We start from the raw sequence: 22,518 nt of genomic DNA on the forward strand, positions 1-22,518 counted from the left end.
AACATTTTGATACTTTTGCACCCTAGTTCACATTGCTCAAAGCAAGATATTTTGTGGTGTGATACACTCTTGCACCGGAAAATGCAGAAACATTCTCGCGTTATGCGTTTTGTTTGAAATTTGTACTGCATTTGTAATTTAATTTCAGGAGTTCTTGTGACTGATACATTCAATACAGTAGAAACCCAAGCAAGTTACGGCATTGGTTTTCAAATGGGTCAACAATTACAATCAAATCCGTTTGACGGACTAGCGATTGACGCTGTTGTAGCTGGCCTAAAAGACGCCTTCGCAGGTCAAGCGCCTCAGGTTGATAACGACACACTACGTGATGCGTTCGGCGAAATTCACAAGCGTATGCAAGCGGCTAAAGAAGAAGCTAGCAAAGCGGTTATTGAAGAAGGCACAAAGTACCTTGAAGAAAATGCGAAGCGTGACGAAGTAACCGTTACTGAATCTGGTCTTCAGTATGAAGTTATCGCTGAAGGTGACGGTGAAACACCAGTTGCGGCTAGCACTGTACGTGTTCACTACCACGGTACACTTATTAACGGTACCACTTTTGACAGCTCTTACGAGCGCGGCCAGCCAGCTGAATTCCCTGTAGGCGGCGTAATTAAAGGTTGGACTGAAGCACTTCAACTTATGAAAGTAGGTGCTAAGTACCGTTTATACGTGCCACATGATCTTGCTTACGGTGAGCAAGGTGCGGGCGCAGCTATTGCACCATACAGCACGCTTATCTTTGACGTAGAGCTTCTAGACGTTCTAGGTTAATGTGTTGTTCACAGGTGTGCAGTTCTGTACACCTGTGTTCCATCTTTTCTTATTCATAGTTCATAACGTTTTAAAAACTAGCCCGCACTTCGTTAAATTTAGCGATATGGCCTAATGTTTCTTTTTCCTATCTCTTTTCTTCTCTGTCTTTTCTCGTAAATACAAAGCAAACCTAAATTTGGCACGTTGTTTCATTGGTGTCGCCTTGCGTTTGCGATATGCTAGGTTTCATCTGCTCCGAGTTGTTATCAGTGGCTTCGGCATTACAATAGCCCCACGCTCAAATAAGGAAAATTATTATGGTTATCAAGCCTAAAGTGAGAGGCTTCATTTGTACAAACGCGCACCCTGTTGGCTGTGCAACGGCGGTTGACGAACAAATTGCTCATGTAGAAGCAAAAGGCGACTTAGGCGAAGGCCCTAAAAATGTATTGGTTATTGGTAGCTCTACGGGATACGGCCTAGCATCACGCATTACTTCTGCGTTCGGCTATGGCGCTAAAACGCTGGGTGTGTGTTTTGAAAAAGCACCAACGGAACGTAAAACGGGTACTGCCGGTTGGTACAACACCGCTGCATTCCACGAAAAAGCCAAAGCAAAAGGCTTGTATGCAGAAACTATTAATGGCGATGCGTTTTCCGATGAAATCAAAAATGAAACCATCGAAAAAATCAAAGCTGAAATGGGCAAGGTTGATTTGGTCATTTATAGCCTTGCATCCCCGCGTAGAACCGACCCAGAAACAGGCGTAACGTATAAATCTACGCTTAAGCCTGTAGGGCAGGCGTACACTACGAAAACCTACGATACTGATAAAGACAAAGTGCATGAAGTATCGCTAGAGCCAGCCAACGACGAAGAAATCCTTAACACCATCAAAGTGATGGGCGGTGAAGATTGGGAACGTTGGATGGACTTTTTACGTGAAGCCGATGTGCTTGCTGAAGGCTGTAAAACCACCGCATATACCTATATCGGTAAAGAACTAACATGGCCTATTTATGGTCAAGCGACGATTGGTAAAGCGAAAGAAGACCTAGATCGCGCTGCCGCAGCCATTATTGGTAAAAACAGTGATTTGCTTGTGCAAGCCAATGTGAGCTCGTTGAAAGCACTGGTAACGCAGGCAAGCTCAGCCATTCCTGTTATGCCTTTGTATATTTCACTTATTTATAAAGTGATGAAAGAGGAAGGCACCCACGAAGGGTGTATTGAGCAGATTCATGGCTTGTTCACACAATGCTTGTTCGGCAATACACCAACGTTAGATGAAGCAAATCGCTATCGCATGGATGGCAAAGAAACTAACGACGCAACACAGGCAAAAATTAAGGCGCTATGGGATCAAGTGACACAAGAGAACTTTCATGACTTAAGTGACTACAAAGGTTACAACCATGAGTTCTTAAAACTGTTCGGTTTTGATATTTCAAGTGTTGATTACGACAGTGAAGTTGACCCAATGGTTAATTGGTAAAACCTAAACTTACCATTAATTAACCTAATGCTTATATGCGCAAAAGCCGTCTGATTTGACGGCTTTTTTGTACCTGATTACAAGTTGATACGGCGTATGGATTCGCAAAATGTAAATGAATAAGACCAAAGGTTTACATTAAATTGTAGAAAAATTTGCCTTTATCTTGAAATAGCGTGGCACAAACGTATGGGTTAATGCTAAAATCCCGAAATTAAGTAGGGGTCTTTTCTGCCTCTACCAAAACAGCAGTAGCGATTGCAGCTACACAACAACAATAATAAGTGTAAATTTCTGCTGGTGGTCTATAAAGAAAGGGCGAATTAAGCGTCCGCAAAAGGAATTATGCGTTACGGCTTCATAACAGGCTGACCGTAGCAATTGCAGCAAGTTCCATCAATCAACAACGAAAAGGTGTTCTACACCTGTTAATAGTGCGCTTTTGCATGCTGATAGGCAGGTTTTTTGCGGTCATGCAAAAGGGTATTTCTATTAGAGTAGTGCGATTACATATGATAAAAATCAAGAAAGGTCTCGACCTCCCAATTGAGGGAGCGCCAAAGCAGGAGATTGCTGATGCATCTGCTGCAACGCGCGTTGCCATTCTGGGAGAAGAATATGTGGGTATGCGCCCTACCATGCACGTCCAAGTTGGCGATGTAGTGAAGAAAGGTCAGGTGCTTTTTGAAGACAAAAAGAACCCTGGCGTTAAATTCACTGCCCCAGCAGCGGGTGAAGTGGTAGAGGTTAACCGTGGTGCAAAACGTGTTCTTCAGTCTGTAGTTATCAAAGTGAACGGCAGCGATGCTGTAACTTTTGATAAAATTGCAGCTGACCAGATCGCGAGCGCTTCACGCGAGCAGCTTCAGTCAATCCTTGTAGAGTCAGGTATGTGGACAGCGTTCCGTACACGTCCATTTAGCAAATCTCCTAAGCTAGACTCTGTTCCAAGTTCAATTTTCGTTACAGCAATGGATACCAATCCACTAGCAGCAGATCCTGCAGTGATTATTGCTGAGCGCCAAGACGATTTCGTAAATGGTCTTAAAGCATTAACGCAATTGAGCGGCGGCAAGACTTACGTTTGTAAAGCGGCAGGTGCTTCTGTTGCTACTGGCGATGCGGCAGTTGATGTTGAAGAATTTGGCGGTCCTCACCCTGCGGGCCTACCGGGTACTCACATCCACTTCCTTGATTCTGCTGGCATGAACAAAACGGTTTGGCACATCAACTACCAAGACGTAATGGCAATTGGTGCATTGCTGATCTCTGGCGAGCTAGATAACCGTCGTGTTATTTCACTTGCAGGTCCTGCAGCAACCAACCCACGCCTAGTGCGCACCGTAATGGGCGCAGACTTGACCGAACTTACTGCTAACGAGCAAGTAGACGGTGAAGTACGTGTTATCTCTGGTTCTGTGCTTAGCGGTACAACAGCGATGGGCGTTCACGGCTTCCTTGGTCGTTTCCACACCCAAGTTTCACTACTAAAAGAAGGTCGCGAGAAGAAATTGTTCGGTTGGATCCTACCTGGTTCAAACCAACACTCAGTGACTCGTGCTTACTTAGGTCACCTAAGTGGCGGCAAGAAATTTGATATGACAACAACTACCAATGGTTCTGAACGTTCTATGGTTCCAATTGGTAATTACGAACGCGTTATGCCCCTAGATATCATTCCTACACTTCTGCTTAGGGACCTGATTTCTGGTGATACTGACGGTGCTCAGACGTTGGGTTGCTTAGAGTTGGACGAAGAAGATTTGGCATTGTGTACTTATGTATGCCCTGGCAAATACAACTACGCTCCTATCTTACGCGACTGTTTGACCACGATAGAGAAAGAGGGTTAAGTCATGGGTTTAAAAGCGTATTTAGAAAAGATCGAACCAAACTTCGAACCAGGTGGTAAGCATGAAAAGTGGTATGCGCTTTACGAAGCTGCGGCGACCATTTTCTACACCCCAGGTAAAGTAAATAAAGCTAACACGCACGTGCGTGACAGCATTGACCTCAAGCGCATCATGATCATGGTATGGATGGCAACATTCCCAGCTATGTTCTTTGGTATGTATAACATTGGTTTCCAAGCGCAAGAAGCAATTGCTGCTGGTGCAGGAACACTACCTGATACGTGGCAAGCAGGTCTATTCGCTGCCCTTGGCGGTGACTTGGCAAATGCGGGTACACTAGGTCTATTCTTCTATGGCGCATGTTTCTGGTTGCCAATCTACGCGGTAACGTTCGCGGTAGGTGGTTTCTGGGAAGTATTATTCGCGTCTGTGCGCAAGCACGAAGTTAACGAAGGTTTCTTCGTAACATCGGTACTGTTCGCACTAACACTTCCAGCTACTATTCCTCTATGGCAAGTTGCACTAGGTATTACCTTCGGTGTTGTAATTGCTAAAGAAGTATTCGGTGGTACAGGTCGTAACTTCCTTAACCCAGCACTATCTGGTCGTGCATTCCTTTACTTTGCGTATCCTGCACAAATTTCAGGTGACCAAGTATGGGTAGCGGCAGATGGCTATTCTGGTGCAACGTCTCTAAGCCAAGCGGCTTCTGGCAACCTTGATTACGCGAACATGGATCAGTGGATGAACAGCTTCATCGGTACTATCTCAGGTTCAGCGGGTGAGGTGTCTACCCTTGCTATTATTCTTGGTGGCTTGTTCATCATGTACATGCGTATAGCAAGCTGGCGCATTGTTGCTGGTGTAGCAATTGGTGTGGCGTTCTTCGCAACCTTGCTAAACCTAATCGGCAGCGATACGAACCCTATGTTTGCAATGCCTGCTCATTGGCACTTTGTTGTTGGTGGTCTTGCTTTTGGTATGTTCTTTATGGCGACAGACCCAGTTTCTGCGTCGTTCACAAACCAAGGTAAGTGGGCTTACGGTATCTTCATTGGTTTCATGACGGTACTAATCCGCGTCCTAAACCCAGCCTTCCCTGAAGGTGTAATGCTAGCAATTCTATTTGCTAACTTGTGGGCGCCACTGTTCGACTATTTCGTCGCACAAAGCAATATCAAGCGGAGGGTAGCACGTGTCGGCTAAGAAAGAATCTTTAGGCAAAACGGTAGGTATTGTTGTTGCCGTATGTTTAGTTTGTTCAATTGTTGTTTCTGGCGCGGCTGTTGGCCTTCGCTCTCTACAACAAACAAACGCAGCTCTAGATAAAAAGAGCAACATTCTTAATGCTGCAGGCCTTTATGAAATGGGCATGAGCAATAGCGCAATTGAAAGCACGTACAGCGAGCGAGTAGAGCAGCGTTATGTAAATCTTGACGAAGGTACTTTCGTAGAAGCGCCTAAGCCAGATTACGATATGTATAAAGCAGCCAAAGAAACTGAGTACAGCACTAAGGTGACTAACAGCAATGTTGGTTTTCAACGCCGCCCTAACGTGGCAAGTGTTTACTTAGTTCGCGACGACGCAGGTGATGTATCTCGTATCATCCTTCCTGTGCACGGCAGCGGCCTTTGGGATCTTATGTACGGTTTCTTAGCGGTAGACGCAGACGGCCAAACGGTTCGTGAGCTTATTTACTATCAGCAAAAAGAAACGCCAGGACTAGGTGGTGAAGTGCAAAACCCTGCATGGCAGGACAAATGGGACGGCAAAGAGCTTTACGAGAATGGCGAAGTTGCTATTCGCGTAGTGAAAAATGCTAACCCTAGCAATCCTCACACTATCGATGCGCTTTCAGGTGCAACCCTAACCAGCAACGGTGTTGAAAACACTATTCGTTACTGGGTAGGCGAGCAAGGCTTCGGCCAGTTCCTGAAGAACCAAGCATGGCGTTCATAAGGGAAGTCTCATGGCAGATACTAAAGAAATGAAAAAGGCCCTCTTTGGGCCAATCCTGGACAACAACCCGATCGCCCTACAGGTATTGGGTATCTGTTCAGCACTGGCAATTACCACTAAGCTGGAAACAGCATTGGTAATGTCGCTTGCGCTTACAAGCGTTGTAGCGTTCTCAAACTTGTTTATTTCACTAATTCGTAACCAGATCCCATCTAGCGTTCGAATTATTATCCAGATGACTATCATTGCGTCGTTGGTAATCGTTGTTGACCAAATCCTGAAAGCGTATTCGTATGAAATATCGAAGCAGCTGTCGGTATTCGTTGGTCTTATCATTACAAACTGTATCGTAATGGGTCGTGCTGAAGCTTACGCCATGAAGAGCCCACCTCTAATGAGCTTCCTTGATGGTATCGGTAACGGCTTGGGTTACTCTTTCATTCTAGTTGTAATTGGTACAATTAAAGAGCTATTTGGTTTCGGTACTATTTTAGGTTTCGAAATCCTTCCACTGGTTCAAAACGGTGGCTGGTATCAGGGTAACGGTTTGTTGATCCTACCATTCAGCTCATTCTTCTTAATCGGCGGTATGATTTGGTTTATCCGTACTATCCGTCCAGAGCAAGTAGAGCCTAAGGAGTAAGTCATGGAACATTATTTGTCGTTATTTGTTCGCTCAATTTTCGTTGAGAACATGGCGTTATCACTTTTCTTAGGTATGTGTACATTCCTAGCGGTATCTAAGAAAGTTAAGACTGCTATGGGTCTTGGTGTTGCAGTTATCGTGGTACTAGGTATCTCTGTACCCGTTAACCAAGTTATTTATGTAAACATTCTTGCTCCAGGCGCACTAGCATGGGCAGGTTTCCCAGAAGCTGACCTAAGCTTCCTTAACTTCCTAACGTTTATCGGTGTTATCGCGGCGTTGGTACAGATTCTAGAGATGAGCTTAGACAAGTTCTTCCCTGCGCTTTACAACGCACTAGGTATCTTCCTTCCGCTAATTACCGTTAACTGTGCAATCTTCGGTGGTGTGGCGTTTGCGGTACAGCGTGAATACAACTTCACTGAAAGCATCGTTTACGGCGTTGGTAGTGGTATGGGCTGGGCACTAGCAATTGTATTGCTAGCGGCAGTACGTGAAAAGCTGAAGTATGCTGATATGCCTGATGGTGTTCGTGGTCTTGGTTCTGTATTCATGATCGCTGGCCTAATGGCACTTGGCTTCCAGTCATTCACTGGTATTCAGCTGTAATAGAGCTCGGGAGCATATAAATGAATAACGTAGAAATATTTCTTGGCGTCGGCATGTTTATTGCCATCGTATTGGCGCTAGTATTTATCATTATGTTTGCCAAGTCTAAATTGGTACCAAGTGGTGATGTAACTATCACTATCAATGGTGACCCAGACAAGGCAATCAAAACTGCACCGGGTGGCAAACTTCTTGGTGCACTAGCTGACGCAGGTTACTTCGTATCTTCTGCTTGTGGTGGCGGTGGCTCATGTGGTCAGTGTCGTGTAGATGTACACTCAGGTGGTGGTGAAATTCTTCCAACTGAACTAGACCACATCACTAAAGGTGAAGCGCGCGAAGGCTGCCGTCTTTCATGTCAGGTTGCTATTAAGCAAGACATGGAAATTGAGCTGGAAGAGTCGGTATTTGGTGTTAAGAAGTGGGATTGTGAAGTTATCTCTAACGATAACAAAGCAACCTTTATCAAAGAACTTAAGCTTAAAATTCCAAACGGTGAAAGTGTACCTTTCCGTGCAGGTGGTTATATTCAGATTGAAGCGCCAGCGCACCACGTTAAGTACAAAGAGTTCGATATTCCTGAAGAATACCGCGGTGACTGGGAGCGTTTTGGCTTCTTCGACATCGAGTCTAAAGTAGACGAAGAGACTATTCGTGCTTACTCAATGGCGAACTACCCAGAAGAAGAAGGCATTATTATGTTGAACGTGCGTATCGCTACGCCGCCACCTAATAACCTAAGCCTACCTGCTGGTAAAATGTCATCGTACATTTGGAGCCTGAAAGAAGGTGACAAAGCGACTATCTCTGGTCCATTCGGTGAATTCTTCGCGAAAGAAACTGAAAACGAAATGGTATTCGTAGGTGGTGGTGCAGGTATGGCCCCAATGCGTTCTCACATCTTCGATCAGCTTCGTCGCCTTAAGTCTAAGCGTAAGATGAGCTTCTGGTACGGTGCACGTTCACTTCGTGAAATGTTCTATACAGAAGACTTCGACGAGCTAGCAGCAGAAAACGATAACTTCGAGTGGCATGTAGCACTTTCTGATCCTCAGCCAGAGGACAACTGGGAAGGTTACACTGGGTTTATCCACCAAGTACTTCTTGAGAACTACTTGAAAGATCACCCTGCACCAGAAGACTGTGAGTTCTACATGTGTGGACCACCTATGATGAACGCGGCCGTAATCAACATGCTTAAAGATTTAGGTGTTGAGGACGAAAACATCATGCTAGATGACTTCGGTGGCTAAGCTACTCGCTTAAAAACTCAAGCATACTAAAAGGGGCGTAAGCCCCTTTTTCGTTGAAGCAAAACGCAGAATGCACATAATAGCGATTGAATAATGTGCATATTAGCTAAGGACAACATCGTGATTCGATTTGCTATTCGAATTTTCCTCGCCTTTGTTGCGGTAGGTATTCTACTTCTCGCAAGCTGTAGCGACGAAAAAACGCCTGTAGTACACCTGCAAGGGCAGACAATGGGCACAACCTACAACGTTAAGTACCTTGTAGCGGAGACACCGGTAGAAGGCTTACAAGCTGAAATAGATGCCCGTCTTGTTGAAGTTAACAAGATGATGTCTACTTACGACCCAACGTCAGAACTATCAAGGTTCAATCAATATCGCTACACCGACAATTTCGCCGTATCGCCAGATACGCTAACCGTGGTTAACGAGGCACTACGCTTGGCTAACCTTAGTGGCGGAGTACTTGATGTTACCGTTGGTCCATTGGTTAATTTATGGGGGTTTGGCCCAACTAAGCGCCCTGAAAAAGTACCAAGCCAGACAGACATCGACGATATTCGCGAATATGTGGGTTATAAGAAGCTGTCAACCACGCCTACTGGCTTAAAGAAAAGTCACCCAATGCTTTATGTCGACCTGTCGACTATTGCAAAAGGCTTTGGCGTTGATGAAGTGGCGGAGATCCTTGAAAACCACAACATTGAAAACTACCTTGTAGAAATAGGTGGTGAAATGCGTGTGAAAGGTGAACGAGGCGACGGCAGTGAGTGGCTGATTGCCATTGAAAAGCCAGTCACCACTGAACGTGCTGTTCAAAAAGTTGTCTCAATAGGAGAAAACGCGGTTGCTACATCAGGTGACTATCGCAACTATTACGAAGAAGACGGCGTTCGTTATTCGCATCTAATCGACCCCACAACGGGCAAACCTATCTCACATAACCTGGTTTCGGTTACGGTAATTCATCCTTCTTCAATGACGTCTGATGGTTTGGCTACGGCGTTTAATGTAATGGGATGGGAACAAGCGATAGCGGTTGCTGAGCAAGAACAACTCGCTGTATTCCTCATTCGTCGCACAGAAGACGGATTTGAAGAGTATGCATCGCCAGAATTTGATAAACTGGTCACAGTTCATAATTAGGGGGTAGCAATGTCTACATTCATTCTTGCTTTTGGTTTCTTTCTAACAATGGTACTGGCTATGGCCGTAGGTTACCTTTTTCAGAAAAAATCAATCTCTGGAAGCTGTGGTGGCTTAGGTGCACTAGGTATTGAAAAAGCCTGTAACTGTCCAGAACCGTGTGACCGTAAAAAGTCGCGCATGGAAAAAGAAGAAGCCCGCCAGAAAAAACTAAACGAGTGGAAGCAGAACCAAATTTTGTAATGCTTAACCCATCGTTGGTTTAAGGTTTAAAAGCGCTGTTTGATACTAATCGACAGCGCTTTTTTTGTGGGTATATCTATCACGTTCTTTAATATTGAGCTCTATTGACGTCGTTTCGATAAATTCGCTCACACGGCGCTTTTTTTATGTCTGTCAGGTGATTCAACATTAGTTTACTCAGCGAGTAAAAGCTACAGTTGCAGTTAAAACACTTTATAAGGTGTATAACTTTGCAGGACAGCTAATCCATATTGATGATTGACCAGGCCATACGGGTCATATCAAAGACAGTAATACTAGCTTAGTTTATATGCAGGCACGATACTATGATCCAGTCATAGGTCGTTTTTATTCGAATGATCCTGTAGACGCTATGGGACACATGGCTCGTGGTAATCCCGTTCATGGCTTTAAGAATAAATTAGTTGGAACTTTATCTGGGGCTGCCGCTGGTGGTGCTATTGGGTTTGTTGCCCCGCAAACATCGCATGTTGCGGGTATGGCTGCTGCAGGTATGGCAGCTAGTGCAACAGGGCAAGAATTAGGTTCTACAGCTACTGCTGCAATGGAAAAAGGTATCGAAAACGTTACTTTAGATGATGTTAATGTGGATGCTACAACAACTGCCGCTGGAACAACCGCGGGGACGATTGTTGAGGGTGCGATTATTGGCACATCCGAAAAAGCAGCTCCAGTGATAAAAGAAAAAATTGAAGAGAAACTGTAATGCTATATTTTGGGGACTTAATTATTACGTATATTTTTGTTTGCATATTTGGAGTGAAATACTATTTCTATTTACAAAAGCAAAATTTACGTACAACCAGTAAATTTAAAAAGAATATAGTGAGCTATGCACTATTCGCATTGTTTGTTTGTATCGAGATACAACTCGCAATATTTTTTCCTACATGGTTGAACTCGAAACTGATGACCTTCGAAAAAAGCTCAGATTCAACAATGTATTTACTACTGTTTGGTTGTTTAATATTGGGGCTATCCGTATGGAAAGCGAGGAAAGAGCGGCCATCTGAATTTTAATTGCACAGGCTCTAAGCAAAAAACTACAATTGAACCCAAAGCCTCGCACTCGCGGGGCTTTAATTTTTCTGGCAAGTTGTTTAGGTGAATTATGTTGAGTCAATGTTTAACTACATGATATTTTTGGAAAATAATTCATAAGCCAATAAGGAAATAATTATGGCTAATGCTAGAGGAAAAGCTTCCCCCAATGCACATACTCAAAGAAGGCTCTTCGCATCTTCTGCTGGATATTGCCAAAACCCAGCTTGCTCAGAAAAACTATTCAATGAGGCGGAAGGGAAACGCTTTCTCATAGCTGAGTTGGCTCACGTTTTTGCTGCTCAAGATGATGGTCCTAGGCCAAACCCAGAGCTAAGTGAAGAAGAAAGGGGAGCTTTTGAAAATCTAATCGTTTTGTGCGCCAACTGCCACACCATGGTTGATAAGGCTTCAGATGCTTTCCCTGATTCAATGATGAAGCGTTGGAAACGAGAGCATGAGCAAAAATTGCTAGATCTATTCGGCATTCAGAAGCTTGATGATAGGGAATCCGTTCGAGATGTCGTTGAGCCTCTTCTTATTGAAAATAGGACTGTTTTTGAATTGTACGGCCCTCACATAGAAGAAGCACAGAATCCGGAGAGCGGTGCAGCAGAGCAGTGGAAGCGAAAGGTAATTACAATCATTATTCCTAACAACCGAAAAATTCTATCGTTTGTCGATGCCAATCGCCATTTACTATTGGACAGCGAAAAGATAACGAAAGAACGATTTCGACAGCATATAGATGACCTTGAAGCTTTTCATATCGAAGACATCAGGCAAGACTCATCTCGTTTTCCTGTCGAGATGGCAGACATATATAAGGATTAGTATGACCAAAGTAATCGATTGGGTAGAAAGTAAGTTTGCTGATGACGATAATTTAAAAGTTGTTGGTAGAACTGCTGAAAACTTTCTTGTTATAGAAGATGAGCATGGTTACACATTTAACGTAGCAGTTATTGGCGTTAAAGGTGTTATTAAGGATACGGATGTACTTCCATTGTTCGAAGCCGACGACAGTCCTCAACTTGTTGTGAATATCCCATCACGCGTATTGTGGGATGGAATGGCTATTGATGCTATTCATGCTCAAAGTGCTGCATTTGGAACTTTTGGAGATATAGACAGAGCTGCAAGAACAAGTGATGCCGGCTCCTTTCGTGATAAAAATATGGTTTTTTTCATAAACGCCATGCAACAACACAGTAATGTGATGAGTATTTCGTACGTCTATGATTCTGTTTTTCGGGTTGACCGTGTTAGTGGAACTAGTCTCACTATCGCAGTAATTGACGCTTATAACATGAGTGCTGAGGATGTGCGAAATTCAAGGACTCGTATTGGTGACTTTGATATTGTCGTTAAATCGACAAGCTATGGTTCGATAACTCCGCAAGCCGAAGCAGCCGCAGAATCTCTGGGAGCTGAAGCTCTAACGTTTAAAGAACTCATGCAGCGTCTAGCAAGATGAATCGAGCGAGCGTGATTGCAAAATTAAAGGAAACCGCGCTTCACCTTGGTTCTCTTGCAGCCGGCACAGAGTGGCACCTATTTGGCTCGACAAATCGTGATGAAGCAAACCCATCTGATATCGACCTTATGATTTTTTGCTGTGACGATAATCAAGCGGATGAACTTAGAAAAGCTATTAATCCCACAATGTTTGGGTTGCCGTTACATCTTTCATTGTTTACGTTTGAAGAGGCGAATTCAATTAATGTTTCTTCTATTCAAAATAGCACTGAAATAATAACTTTAGACTCTACAGAAACAGATAAATAGGATAAAAATGGCAAGGAGCAATAATCAACTAAAATTGGCTGAAGCACTTCGTGAATTTGAAGTGAATGGGACTACTTTTACTGTTGATATGGTAGTTGATAGAACAGCATATCCACGTAATACGGTAAACAAGTACATAAATGAAAAGCTGTTAGGCAAACATGTCTTTCATGATGGTTGTCGCACAAAGTATAGATGTGAAGGTGTCGCAGCTCTTTCAAATGAAGAATTCTTAGCGGTTATGAGCCAATCTGCTAAGACAAAGGCGAAAACACCTGAAGAGCAGTTTCACGAAAAACTAGTAGGTAGAAGCTTGGATGCGTTTACTTTGGCGTTAGAGGTGTATAACCGACCTAGTTTGAAAAACCGTGTTGAGGCATTCGCCATCATGATGGTAAACGCTTGGGAGCTATTGTTGAAAGCTGAAGTTCTTAAGGTGGATGGTTATGATAAGATTTTCTACGATGGTGAAAAAAGCATATCTATATCTGACGCTGTAAAGCGTCGTCTTCAACAAAAAGACCCCGTAAGAATCAACCTGGAAACGTTAATAGACCTGAGAGACCAAGCTGTTCATCTACTCATTCCTGAATTACAGCCACAACTATCCAGACTATTTCAAGCTACTGTCCTGAACTACCAAACTCGTTATCGCAATGAAATGGGTAATGCTCCACTCGCAGGGCAAAGTGTAGGTATGTTGAGTTTAGTTGTCGATGGACCAGAGCCAGATGTAGCTATTATTCAAAAGCTTTATGGCAAGCATGCGGCCAAGTCCGTTGAGAAGTTTATCAAGACTTTTGAAGCGACTTCGAATGAAGTCGACTCCAATGAATTTTCAATTCCTGTTGATTACAAACTTGCATTGGTTAAACGTGAAGATGAAAGTGACTTGTCACTGAGTGTTGGTGATACTGGTGAAGGTGCAATCATAATTACTAAAACCAAGGATCCTGATGTTACCCATCCATATCATACCCACGATGCGATAGCGGAAATTAACAAACGTCAGGACGCTGTTACCATAAAATCAGGAGCATTTTATGCTGTGCTTGCTAAACACAAAGTTAATAAGCAGAAAAAGTCTGACATGCGATATGAGATTGATGGTCGCCCTCGTTACTCTGAAAAGTTTATTGCTTGGTTTGTCGATAACGTTAAACAGCCCAACTGGCTAGATTCGGCTATAGAATATCGGCGAAAGCAAAATCGAAAGTAGCTAACGAGACATCAATTGGCCTTGAAGGATGGAATGAAGGAATAGTATGGATATACTGAACAACAGAGAAATTGCTACAGGTGTTTGGTTGCTTACCTTTTTTATTTGGGCTTCAACTAAAAAGGAAGTTAGGGAATCATTTCGAACGGTTGTAGCAGCATTCTTGAGCCGATTTATTATAGTGCCGATTATATTAATGGTCTCATACCTTACCCTTCTTCTCATCGGTTTGGAATCTATTGGCTTATGGGAAAACCACCAAGTAAAGAATGTTGTATTTTGGTTCTTCACCGCAGCTATGTATTCATTTTTTAAGGTGACAAAAGCTGCTGAAGATAAACATTATTTCAGTCATGCAGTTAGAGACAATCTCAAAATAATCGTTGTGCTGCAATTTGTCATATCAGTTTATACCTTCAGTTTGTGGGTAGAACTCATTTTTGTACCGGTGATCTCTATGCTCGTTGTCGTCATGACTTATGCGCAGTCTGACGAAAAGTATAAGCCTGCCGAAAAACTTGTGAGCAAGCTCGTTGAAGGAATAGGTCTATTCATCATCGCTTACACCGTATATATGATCTTTGCTGATTTTGGGGAATTGGCGCAGACCAAATCAATTTATGATTTGCTGGTGCCTACTACATTGTCAATAATGTTACTCCCATTTCTGTATTTATTGGCAACTTATACGAGCTACCAGGGGGTATTCGTACGATTAAAGTTTTGGATAAAAGAACCGTCCCTCCTTCGATATACTAAGTGGTCTACTATTAAACGCTTCCATTTTAGATTTGCAAAGCTAGTTCGTTGGTTTGATTCAGTGCCACGGATTAATATCGAATCCAAAGCTGATGTTGATAAATCTATCGAGAACGTGTTTCGCCAATTGAGAGAAGAATCAAATCCGCCAACTGTTGATAAGAGACTTGGCTGGTCCCCGCACATCGCAAAAGATTATCTAGCAGGGGTTGGGATAGAAACTGGTTTTTACAAAAATATTTACGATGATACTTGGCATGTATCTTCTAAGTACCTTGAGATGGGCAACAGTATCATGCCGAATAATATTGCATATTATGTAGAGGGTAATAGAGAAGTCGCAAAGTCAATAAAGCTAAAATTGAATGTTAATGAACCCTCTGAATCTGCTGACGCAAAGGAGAAATTTCTAAATATTGCGAATTTACTGTGCTGGCAGGCAATAAACTCCGAGCTTCCAGACTCTTTACGAGATGCTATTTCAGAAGAGAAAAATTCAGAAATAGCAACTGAAAACCGCAAGCTTTCGATAGTAAAATCAGCATGGGGTAACACAGAGCGCTATGACTTGATGTTTAAACTAGAGGTAACTGATGAAAACGATGAATTGATGGCAGGAACTTAGTTAACTTACCACAGAAAGGTTTACCGTGTTGTTAAAATTTAAGAGGCGCGCTAGTAGCTATACTTATGAATACTTTGCTGTTTAATGGACAACAGAAATATGGTGAAAAGCGACTTGAAAGTACCAACAAAAGAAATGCTAGCAGATGCTACGCCTTCGGCATTCAAAGCGGTTATCAAAATTATGGAGTCTTGATCGTGTAGCCGTTCTCAAATGTCCATCATATTGGCTATTCCCTACAGTACACTTGGTCGATATATGAAGTCGCCAGACAAAGTGCGACTTAGTCGCGACCAACAAACACGACTGAGCTACTTTCTAAATATCTATCAATTAATACGAACGATGTTTAATAATCAAACCAACGTCGATAATTTTATTTCGCTGAAAAACCATAATGGCATGTTTAAAGGAAGGCATCCTATAGATTTGCTGCTAGAAGGCTGCATCGAAAATATTAGAGACACCTATCGGCACATCGGCGAAGATATTTTTGGTCTCTGGTAAATCTAGAGTTAGTTTCACTTAGAGTGCTTCCCGCGCAACTATCTACCTTTCTTTATATTAGATAGCTGCGCACGAAGAAAATGCTTGACTGTTTTTTGTCATTCAGTGTTAGAGCTTGAAATCCAATATTGTGGCTATCTAGACCCTAAATGCTTCCTGCATTCCAAGCTGCTCTTGCCTGCTAATACCGATGCCAGATGCAACAGCTTCCCAGTTTTTCACTGAGAGCATCACTTCGTCATAGATTTTCTTAGCTTCAGGTTCTTTTAAATTAAAATAATCAGCGACGCTGAATGCCAAACCATAATCTAGCTCATTTGACATGTCATCGATGTTCAAGTGTAAGCCGGTCTTATCAATAGACGGGTTTAAATCATAGGCAGGTGACAATGCCCATCCTTTTTTTGTTAGCAAGAAACCGTGATTACGTAAATGGTCATCGGTATTAGATACAGCAATATTAAAAACAATACGGCGCCACAACTGCGCTAAATCTTTTTGAGTTTGCGAGCCACTTACTGTTAAAAATTCGGCTAGCTCTAAGTAACTCGCATCTTCTGTTTCGCCTCTACCGTCATAGTACTGAAGCTGAGTCATGGCTGATGAAAAATGTATTCGCTGACCTCTATCTCGGTCAAATCGTTTAGTGATAAACGTATGATGAGTAGAGTTAAACTTTTGAATATCACATGGATACATGTCAATGCCAGCATCAAGGGCTAGCTTATGGCAGACCATTTCCCAAGCGCCGACATCTGTAGTGTCGTTAGTATTGGGAAACTTGGCTATCCACAAATCATTATTGTCATCGTGCACACATGCTTTAGGGCGAGCGCCACCTAATGAAGAGCCAGGCGCAATGAGCATACTTAACCATAGGTAATACTCGTCACTATCAATGTTTTCATCGTTTTCGATCATCATTGAGGCATATTCTAGTTGTTTAAGTGACGCCATTGGCGGGGCTGCATACTCAGCATTATCATCTAAGAAATTGCCCTCTGGCGATGTTTTGAATCGTAAACCTCCCATCCGGTAGGAGTCATGAACGCCAAGTAAATAATCCATGGCTGTCATTCTAGCTGTGTCTCTGTGGCCATTTTTAAAATCGAGAGCTGCACGTCGTTTCATTAATAACTCACCCCAACGGTCTGGACAAGAATCTAGAAACACGCGAAAGTTCTTATCACTTCTATCGTTATAATGCTCTCCCGAAGTTAATGTTAGTGACGGGTCGAGCTGCATGCGAAACGGAGACGTTAAAAAATCACTATCGTATTCAAAGCTAAATACGCCACCTCGTGATGTTTCCTGAAATAAAAGGTGGCCAGCTAAAATAGGCGCCTTTATTGGAAACCAAGAAGCATAAATTTCAGCCGTTACTCGACTCATCGCTTTTTCTCCAATAACTTCATATCTTGAAGTTTACTTCCCAATTCATCATGCCCGGCCATGTCTGCAAAGTTACTTTCCATGCCGAATACCGCCATCACTTTTAAGTAAGCGCCAATAGCAACACCAGGGTCGCCGTTGAATACTCTAGTGACGGTCTTAGGATCTAACCCTGTACGTTCTGCTACCAATGACTTGGTGAATTCTCGGCGTTTCATAGCCAGAAATAGATCTTCACCAAAAGTGGTGAGGATCTTCTTTTGTTTAGGAAACAGTTTTTTGTGACCAGCTACACTTGTCATACTTAACTCAATAGGGATTATTATCCCATAATTTGCGCATTAATATGGATAATTATCCCTCATGTATAAAATTATTCAAGTTTGGACTATAAAAGAATTTGTTTTTTTTGGGGATAATTGTCCCTTTAATGGGTGGTAATTTGGATAATTATCCCTTTCTTTAGCTTTTCTCAAAAGTATCAAGCTGGATTGGTGATTTTTCTAGAGAATAGCTGGCCAACTTGTATTAGTTTTGATTAGCGGACGACAGATCGAACGTTTCCTCAGCCAACTGATAGAGCTAAGGAAAAAGCCCCAAAAAAATCTGTGGCAACGATATGGAATTTACCAGCAAGGCAACATTCTTCTGGAGTAAGGAACAAACGTGGAACTTGGCTTTATCTAGCCTGGCAAACCGACACAGAAAGCGTTTTCATAAAGCCGTAAATTATGTGCATGAGCCTTTAAATCTATCTAGAGTCTACAAGGAGGTAGTGTAATTCAACGTTTTTAATAATATACTGTCTTTTTGTACAGTTTTACTCTAAAGCTAAAGAATAAAGGCAGGTAATGCGAAAAATTATCCACGTCGACATGGATTGTTTTTACGCCGCAGTTGAAATGCGCGACAACCCAGCCTTGCGCGATATTCCCATTGCGATAGGCGGCAGTGCCGACCGTCGAGGGGTTATTTCTACCTGTAACTATCCCGCCCGTAAATTTGGTGTGCGCTCAGCTATGGCTACAGCGTATGCTTTAAAGCTATGCCCAAACTTGACCCTCGTAAAAGGGCGCATGGATGTGTACGCTGCCGAGTCGCAAAAAATACGTAAGATATTTGCTGATTATACCGACCTCATTGAGCCTTTATCATTAGATGAAGCCTACCTAGACGTGACTAACAGTGAATTTTGCGGTGGCAGCGCCACGTTAATTGCTGAAGAAATACGTGAACGCATTAAAAATGAACTTGGGCTTACAGCTTCAGCAGGTGTTGCGCCTTGTAAGTTTGTGGCAAAAGTGGCGAGCGATGAAAATAAGCCCGATGGAATTTGCGTTATTACTCCTGATAAGCTCGATGAGTTTGTACGCGAAATGCCACTAAAGAAAATACCGGGCGTAGGCAAAGTCACCATGCAAAAGCTTCAGCGTATGGGGCTTAATACCTGCGACGATGTTCGCCAATACCCTTTTGAGCGCATTCAAAAAGAGCTGGGTAAATTTGGCAGTGTGCTGTGGGAGCGTGCTCACGGTATTGATGAGCGTGAACTATCGGTATCTCGTGAGCGAAAGTCTATCGGCGTAGAGCGCACGCTAAGCGAAGACATTCACACCTTCGAGCAATGCATAGATTTTTTGCCACATTTATTTGAAAAGCTTCAAGAGCGAATGGAAAATCACAAGAAGCGTACGGGTAAGCCGGTACGTATTCGCACGCAGGGCGTTAAGCTTAAGTTTAACGACTTCCAACTAACTACGGTAGAGCACCGCTGTGCCACGCTTGATGAAGCGTATTTTCGCACGTTAATGCAGGAAGCCTTCGAGCGAGCAACAGGGCGGGGTATTCGTCTTGTTGGCGTTCATATAGGTCTTGCTGCCGATCAATCAACACAGCAATTGGTGTTGCCTTTTGAACCGATTTAGCCAATAAGCTCACTTGTTAAATACTAACATGCAGTAGCCTCAATCTAACCACTTGTTATACTTAACGCACTGATACTATGCGATAGACTGACGGTTTTGTATTACCCGATTAGAGGCCAATCCCACAGAGTTTGGTTTCTAAGACCATTTAATCTTTGGCAAATGAAAGCGGTTGGCTAACCCTTACTATTTTTTTTCCACTTTAATGAAGGACGTTATGGACTTGAAAGAACTTAAAACCCCAGGTCGCTACAAGCATTACAAAGGTAATTTATACGATGTATACGAAGTGGCGACGCATTCAGAAGATGAAAGTAAGCTAGTGGTATACCGCCCATGCTACGGCGAAAAAGCGCTTTGGGTTCGTCCCCTAGAAATGTTTGTTGAGTCGGTTGAAAAAGACGGAGAAACACTCCCCCGTTTTGCTTATGTTGGCAATATTCCTGATGATGAAAAAATGATCTAATTGTGAAATTAGGTCATAGTGTAAGAGGTCTTTAATAAACAGGCTTCTTACAAGGAAATAATAATGAAAACTGCACCTCGTTTTAGCGCACACATTTTGGCTGCGTTTATTGCTGCGAGCCCTTTGGTTTATTCAACGATTAATCCCGCAAATGCACAAGATAGATTTGCCGATGTCGAAGTTAAAGCGACAGCGATAAAAGGCTCTGTGCACATGCTTACAGGTGCAGGTGGAAATATCGGCGTATCTGCTGGGGAAGACGGTGTTTTGATCATCGACGATCAATTTGCACCGCTTGCAGAAAAGATAGCGGCCCAGCTTGGTGAGCTCGGGAGTGACAAGCCAAAGTATGTGATAAACACACATTATCACGGCGACCACACAGGCTCTAATGCGTTTTTCCACAGCCACAAAGGTGCGACCATTCTGGCGCACGAAAATGTGCGTGTTCGTCTAGCTAACGATGAAAAGATAAAACCGGAAGCGCTGCCAACTATCACCTATGAAGACGGCATAAAAATTTACTTCAATGGTGAAACCCTTCACGTGATGCACTTAGCGGTAGGCCACACCGACGGCGATAGCGTAGTGTGGTTCGAGCAACCCAACGTCATGCACACCGGCGACTTGTTCTTTAATGGTCGCTTTCCCTACATCGACCAAGGGGCTGGCGGTAATGTGGAAGGCTATATGGACTCAGTAAAACAGCTGCTTGCTAAAATAGACGATGAAACCGTTATTATTCCTGGCCACGGCGACATCAGTAACAAGCAAGAATACAGCGCATTTTTAGCTATGATCTCTGAAACGTTCAGCTACGTTAAGGCACTTAAGCAAGACGGCAAAACCCTCGATGAAGTTAAAGCGATGGGCTTAGACGATAAGTGGGCCGACTGGAGCTGGAATTTCATTAATGAAGAGAAGTGGATAACTACACTCTATACTGATGCCTAAATAGTATTGGTTACACGTTAATATCGAGCGAGTGTGCAGGGGAGTTTTCTTTACGACCCTGCAATTTCGTTAAAATGACTCTATCACTGGATTTTTGAGCACTAACTTCAAAGACAATAGGTTAGGAAACGCAGGTTTACGAGCACCAAGTCTAGGGGCTAAAGCTGCCAAACGTCTGCTAAGCGGTTTCTCGTATTTTAAGCTCAAAGGGTAGAACTTGGCTCGCTTGTTCAACGTCTTCGCCCTCAATTAGCGATATCAATGATTCAGCTGCCATTTCTGCCATCTTACGACGCGGGACTGATACGGTGGTTAGGGCAGGGTATATTGAGCGCGCAAAACTCAAGTCGTTGAAACCGCAGATATCGATATCCTTACCAGGCTTGATACCTCGTCTATTACATTCCATCACCGCGCCAGCAGCAAGCTCGTCACTCACAAAAAATAGCGCATCAGTATCCGGCCATTTATGCAGTGTTTCTGAAAGAAGCTCAGCACCAGCTTGAAATGTGGCGTCGGCTCTAGAGGAAACATATCGCTCGGCGGACAACTCAGCATTGTCCAGTGCGGTTGCCCAGCCCTGCTTTCTCAATATTGCACGCCAATCTAAATACAATGAGCAAAAAGCAATGTTGCGGCGCCCTTTGTCGATAAGATGCTGGGTCATAGACTGGGCTGCTAATTCGTTATTTACCCCGTAGTTAATATCAAAAGGCTCACTAGAAATATCCATAATTTCGGCCACAGGCGTCCCTGTGGCTAGCAGCATTTTTCTCGTTTCTTCAGTGTGGCGCGTAGAAGTAAGAATGAATCCACTCACGTTCTGTTGAATGTAAGATTCGACAGTACGCTCCTCGCCAAGCTCGGTATAGGTCGAGTCGCCAATCATCAGTGCATAATTGGCTTTGTCGGCCACGGCCTTCACGCCTAACATCACATCGTTAAACACGTTGTTTCCAAAAGACGGAAGCAATAACGCGATGGTTCTATTATTGTCTGAGCATAATGATTGGGCGGCGCGGTTCGGAATATAGTTTAGCTCTCGCGCTGCATTTTTGATCTTAAGGGCGAGTGATTTAGAAATGCCACTAGAATTATTAAGCGCACGAGATACGGTAGTTTTGTGAACCCCCAAATGATTGGCTACGTCTGATATTTTTGTGCGTGACTTTTTTACCTTACTCATTTTTCGATCTTTTTATGTGCTGCTAGGTCCGCTATTCCGCGCGGAAGTGAGTGTTAATGTCGTGATGTTTAATTCGATATCAAAGGGCGTATAAAGTCTTCCGCCTGCAGAGAAACACACTCGAAAGTTTGTGTAACATCAATAATGAATGCGTTGTCTTTAGAAGGCAGCTCTAAGGCTGCAAACTGGCTTTCGAGCATAGCATCACCGTTAAAAAAATGCTCCCGTTGTTTTAATCGCGCACTAAGCACAGACTGTGACGCATGAAGGTAAATAAAGTGGCAGTGAGGCGCGATATCTTTGGTTAGCACGTCACGATAGGCTGAGCGCAGCGCTGAACAGCTTATAACCACGTTCCGGCCGGCGTGAATGTGTTGCTTGGCAATCATGTTTAACGTAATTAACCACTCCCATCTGTCTGCATCCTGCAGTGGTATACCTGAAGACATTTTTTCTACGTTTGCCTCGCTATGGTAACGATCTCCTTCTTCGAAAGGCATGTCAAAACGTTGGGCTAAATGCTGGCTCAATGTCGACTTTCCCGTTCCTGAAACTCCCGAAACGAAAAATACATGGCAATGGGTCATAAGCTTATCTCTCACATTAAAGTTCAGGAGTACATCAAGAGCGAGTTATTTGGTCTCCATCTTACTCATAAATATTAGTTTGG

Annotated in this window: 23 protein-coding genes and 2 pseudogenes; 21 read left to right on the forward strand and 4 right to left on the reverse strand. The window is 43.3% G+C overall.

Features of this window, described 5'->3' with window-relative positions; translation table 11 throughout:
- The first annotated feature begins 156 nt into the window (after positions 1-156).
- The 17 genes and pseudogenes from MHN02_RS10310 to MHN02_RS10390 all read left to right on the forward strand — a co-directional run bounded on the left by MHN02_RS10310 (position 157) and on the right by MHN02_RS10390 (position 15,925).
- Positions 157-777, forward strand: coding sequence for an FKBP-type peptidyl-prolyl cis-trans isomerase (locus tag MHN02_RS10310; RefSeq protein ID WP_014950800.1), 621 nt, complete (start codon positions 157-159; stop codon positions 775-777).
- Positions 778-1,076: 299 nt separating this feature from the next.
- A complete protein-coding gene (gene fabV, locus MHN02_RS10315) occupies positions 1,077-2,255 on the forward strand; it encodes an enoyl-ACP reductase FabV (RefSeq protein ID WP_239245939.1) in 1,179 nt (392 codons plus the stop codon).
- 512 nt (positions 2,256-2,767) lie between these two features.
- Positions 2,768-4,108 (forward strand): Na(+)-translocating NADH-quinone reductase subunit A, encoded by a 1,341-nt coding sequence (locus MHN02_RS10320; RefSeq protein WP_239245942.1) that lies wholly within the window; start codon positions 2,768-2,770, stop codon positions 4,106-4,108.
- 3 nt (positions 4,109-4,111) lie between these two features.
- Positions 4,112-5,314 (forward strand): NADH:ubiquinone reductase (Na(+)-transporting) subunit B, encoded by a 1,203-nt coding sequence (locus MHN02_RS10325; RefSeq protein WP_014950797.1) that lies wholly within the window; start codon positions 4,112-4,114, stop codon positions 5,312-5,314.
- A complete protein-coding gene (locus tag MHN02_RS10330; protein ID WP_014977464.1) occupies positions 5,304-6,068 on the forward strand; it encodes a Na(+)-translocating NADH-quinone reductase subunit C in 765 nt (254 codons plus the stop codon). Before MHN02_RS10325 ends, MHN02_RS10330 begins: the two co-directional genes overlap by 11 nt.
- Positions 6,069-6,078: 10 nt before the next feature.
- A complete protein-coding gene (locus MHN02_RS10335; RefSeq protein ID WP_014999629.1) occupies positions 6,079-6,711 on the forward strand; it encodes an NADH:ubiquinone reductase (Na(+)-transporting) subunit D in 633 nt (210 codons plus the stop codon).
- Between the two features lie 3 nt (positions 6,712-6,714).
- Positions 6,715-7,323, forward strand: a complete 609-nt coding sequence (gene nqrE, locus MHN02_RS10340) for an NADH:ubiquinone reductase (Na(+)-transporting) subunit E (protein WP_014950794.1) — start codon at positions 6,715-6,717, stop codon at positions 7,321-7,323.
- A gap of 20 nt (positions 7,324-7,343) precedes the next feature.
- Complete coding sequence (gene nqrF, locus MHN02_RS10345; RefSeq protein WP_014950793.1) at positions 7,344-8,576, forward strand: NADH:ubiquinone reductase (Na(+)-transporting) subunit F; 1,233 nt, start codon at positions 7,344-7,346, stop codon at positions 8,574-8,576.
- Between the two features lie 120 nt (positions 8,577-8,696).
- A complete protein-coding gene (locus MHN02_RS10350; RefSeq protein ID WP_014950792.1) occupies positions 8,697-9,722 on the forward strand; it encodes an FAD:protein FMN transferase in 1,026 nt (341 codons plus the stop codon).
- 9 nt (positions 9,723-9,731) lie between these two features.
- Positions 9,732-9,965: a (Na+)-NQR maturation NqrM gene (nqrM, locus tag MHN02_RS10355; protein WP_239245945.1), complete on the forward strand. Its 234-nt coding sequence runs from the start codon at positions 9,732-9,734 to the stop codon at positions 9,963-9,965.
- 277 nt (positions 9,966-10,242) lie between these two features.
- Positions 10,243-10,692 (forward strand): annotated as a pseudogene (locus tag MHN02_RS10360) (RHS repeat-associated core domain-containing protein); the annotation flags it as partial.
- A 473-nt stretch (positions 10,693-11,165) separates the two neighbouring features.
- Positions 11,166-11,861, forward strand: coding sequence for a hypothetical protein (locus MHN02_RS10365; protein WP_239245951.1), 696 nt, complete (start codon positions 11,166-11,168; stop codon positions 11,859-11,861).
- Between the two features lies 1 nt (position 11,862).
- Entirely contained in the window at positions 11,863-12,504 is a 642-nt protein-coding gene (locus MHN02_RS10370) for a hypothetical protein (RefSeq protein WP_239245954.1), read from the forward strand.
- A gap of 11 nt (positions 12,505-12,515) precedes the next feature.
- Positions 12,516-12,815 carry a nucleotidyltransferase domain-containing protein gene (locus tag MHN02_RS10375; RefSeq protein ID WP_239245956.1) on the forward strand — a complete coding sequence of 100 codons (300 nt, stop codon included), beginning with the start codon at positions 12,516-12,518 and terminating at the stop codon, positions 12,813-12,815.
- A gap of 7 nt (positions 12,816-12,822) precedes the next feature.
- Positions 12,823-14,034, forward strand: coding sequence for a DUF3644 domain-containing protein (locus MHN02_RS10380; RefSeq protein WP_239245958.1), 1,212 nt, complete (start codon positions 12,823-12,825; stop codon positions 14,032-14,034).
- 46 nt (positions 14,035-14,080) lie between these two features.
- Positions 14,081-15,418: a hypothetical protein gene (locus tag MHN02_RS10385; RefSeq protein WP_239245960.1), complete on the forward strand. Its 1,338-nt coding sequence runs from the start codon at positions 14,081-14,083 to the stop codon at positions 15,416-15,418.
- Positions 15,419-15,631: 213 nt separating this feature from the next.
- Positions 15,632-15,925, forward strand: a complete 294-nt coding sequence (locus tag MHN02_RS10390) for a hypothetical protein (protein WP_239245962.1) — start codon at positions 15,632-15,634, stop codon at positions 15,923-15,925.
- A gap of 138 nt (positions 15,926-16,063) precedes the next feature.
- Here MHN02_RS10390 and MHN02_RS10395 read toward each other — a convergent pair whose 3' ends face one another.
- Both MHN02_RS10395 and MHN02_RS10400 read right to left on the reverse strand, forming a co-directional pair.
- Complete coding sequence (locus MHN02_RS10395; RefSeq protein WP_239245964.1) at positions 16,064-17,317, reverse strand: type II toxin-antitoxin system HipA family toxin; 1,254 nt, start codon at positions 17,315-17,317, stop codon at positions 16,064-16,066.
- Positions 17,314-17,619, reverse strand: a complete 306-nt coding sequence (locus tag MHN02_RS10400; protein ID WP_239245966.1) for a transcriptional regulator — start codon at positions 17,617-17,619, stop codon at positions 17,314-17,316. The genes MHN02_RS10395 and MHN02_RS10400 overlap by 4 nt, the downstream gene beginning before the upstream one ends.
- 208 nt (positions 17,620-17,827) lie before the next feature.
- On the opposite strand from MHN02_RS10400, the pseudogene MHN02_RS10405 reads away from it, so the two are divergent.
- From MHN02_RS10405 to MHN02_RS10420, 4 genes and pseudogenes are all read left to right on the forward strand, one after another.
- A pseudogene (locus MHN02_RS10405) lies at positions 17,828-18,001 on the forward strand (IS3 family transposase); the annotation flags it as partial.
- Positions 18,002-18,168: 167 nt separating this feature from the next.
- A complete protein-coding gene (gene dinB / locus MHN02_RS10410) occupies positions 18,169-19,242 on the forward strand; it encodes a DNA polymerase IV (RefSeq protein ID WP_014950790.1) in 1,074 nt (357 codons plus the stop codon).
- Positions 19,243-19,459: 217 nt separating this feature from the next.
- The gene (locus MHN02_RS10415; protein ID WP_239245968.1) at positions 19,460-19,708 is read left to right on the forward strand and encodes a DUF1653 domain-containing protein; all 249 of its coding nucleotides are present in this window, start codon (positions 19,460-19,462) and stop codon (positions 19,706-19,708) included.
- A gap of 63 nt (positions 19,709-19,771) precedes the next feature.
- Positions 19,772-20,662, forward strand: a complete 891-nt coding sequence (locus MHN02_RS10420; RefSeq protein WP_014950788.1) for an MBL fold metallo-hydrolase — start codon at positions 19,772-19,774, stop codon at positions 20,660-20,662.
- 178 nt (positions 20,663-20,840) lie between these two features.
- On the opposite strand, the gene MHN02_RS10425 is transcribed toward MHN02_RS10420, so the two are convergent.
- Entirely contained in the window at positions 20,841-21,848 is a 1,008-nt protein-coding gene (locus tag MHN02_RS10425; protein ID WP_014950787.1) for a LacI family DNA-binding transcriptional regulator, read from the reverse strand.
- A gap of 68 nt (positions 21,849-21,916) precedes the next feature.
- A complete protein-coding gene (locus tag MHN02_RS10430) occupies positions 21,917-22,450 on the reverse strand; it encodes a gluconokinase (RefSeq protein ID WP_239245970.1) in 534 nt (177 codons plus the stop codon).
- Between the last annotated feature and the right edge of the window lie 68 nt (positions 22,451-22,518).

Origin of the sequence: Alteromonas sp. CNT1-28 (assembly GCF_022348345.1) — a bacterium.
GTDB classification, from domain to species: Bacteria; Pseudomonadota; Gammaproteobacteria; order Enterobacterales; family Alteromonadaceae; genus Alteromonas; species Alteromonas macleodii.

Excerpts from the sequence above, each read along its gene's own strand:
- fabV (WP_239245939.1), top strand. The coding sequence starts at position 1,077 with ATGGTTATCAAGCCTAAAGTGAGAGGCTTCATTTGTACAAACGCGCAC.
- MHN02_RS10320 (WP_239245942.1), top strand. The coding sequence starts at position 2,768 with ATGATAAAAATCAAGAAAGGTCTCGACCTCCCAATTGAGGGAGCGCCA.
- MHN02_RS10325 (WP_014950797.1), top strand. The coding sequence starts at position 4,112 with ATGGGTTTAAAAGCGTATTTAGAAAAGATCGAACCAAACTTCGAACCA.
- MHN02_RS10335 (WP_014999629.1), top strand. The coding sequence starts at position 6,079 with ATGGCAGATACTAAAGAAATGAAAAAGGCCCTCTTTGGGCCAATCCTG.
- nqrE (WP_014950794.1), top strand. The coding sequence starts at position 6,715 with ATGGAACATTATTTGTCGTTATTTGTTCGCTCAATTTTCGTTGAGAAC.
- nqrF (WP_014950793.1), top strand. The coding sequence starts at position 7,344 with ATGAATAACGTAGAAATATTTCTTGGCGTCGGCATGTTTATTGCCATC.
- nqrM (WP_239245945.1), top strand. The coding sequence starts at position 9,732 with ATGTCTACATTCATTCTTGCTTTTGGTTTCTTTCTAACAATGGTACTG.
- MHN02_RS10365 (WP_239245951.1), top strand. The coding sequence starts at position 11,166 with ATGGCTAATGCTAGAGGAAAAGCTTCCCCCAATGCACATACTCAAAGA.
- MHN02_RS10370 (WP_239245954.1), top strand. The coding sequence starts at position 11,863 with ATGACCAAAGTAATCGATTGGGTAGAAAGTAAGTTTGCTGATGACGAT.
- MHN02_RS10380 (WP_239245958.1), top strand. The coding sequence starts at position 12,823 with ATGGCAAGGAGCAATAATCAACTAAAATTGGCTGAAGCACTTCGTGAA.
- MHN02_RS10385 (WP_239245960.1), top strand. The coding sequence starts at position 14,081 with ATGGATATACTGAACAACAGAGAAATTGCTACAGGTGTTTGGTTGCTT.
- MHN02_RS10390 (WP_239245962.1), top strand. The coding sequence starts at position 15,632 with ATGTCCATCATATTGGCTATTCCCTACAGTACACTTGGTCGATATATG.
- MHN02_RS10395 (WP_239245964.1), bottom strand. The coding sequence starts at position 17,317 with ATGAGTCGAGTAACGGCTGAAATTTATGCTTCTTGGTTTCCAATAAAG.
- MHN02_RS10400 (WP_239245966.1), bottom strand. The coding sequence starts at position 17,619 with ATGACAAGTGTAGCTGGTCACAAAAAACTGTTTCCTAAACAAAAGAAG.
- dinB (WP_014950790.1), top strand. The coding sequence starts at position 18,169 with ATGCGAAAAATTATCCACGTCGACATGGATTGTTTTTACGCCGCAGTT.
- MHN02_RS10415 (WP_239245968.1), top strand. The coding sequence starts at position 19,460 with ATGGACTTGAAAGAACTTAAAACCCCAGGTCGCTACAAGCATTACAAA.
- MHN02_RS10420 (WP_014950788.1), top strand. The coding sequence starts at position 19,772 with ATGAAAACTGCACCTCGTTTTAGCGCACACATTTTGGCTGCGTTTATT.
- MHN02_RS10425 (WP_014950787.1), bottom strand. The coding sequence starts at position 21,848 with ATGAGTAAGGTAAAAAAGTCACGCACAAAAATATCAGACGTAGCCAAT.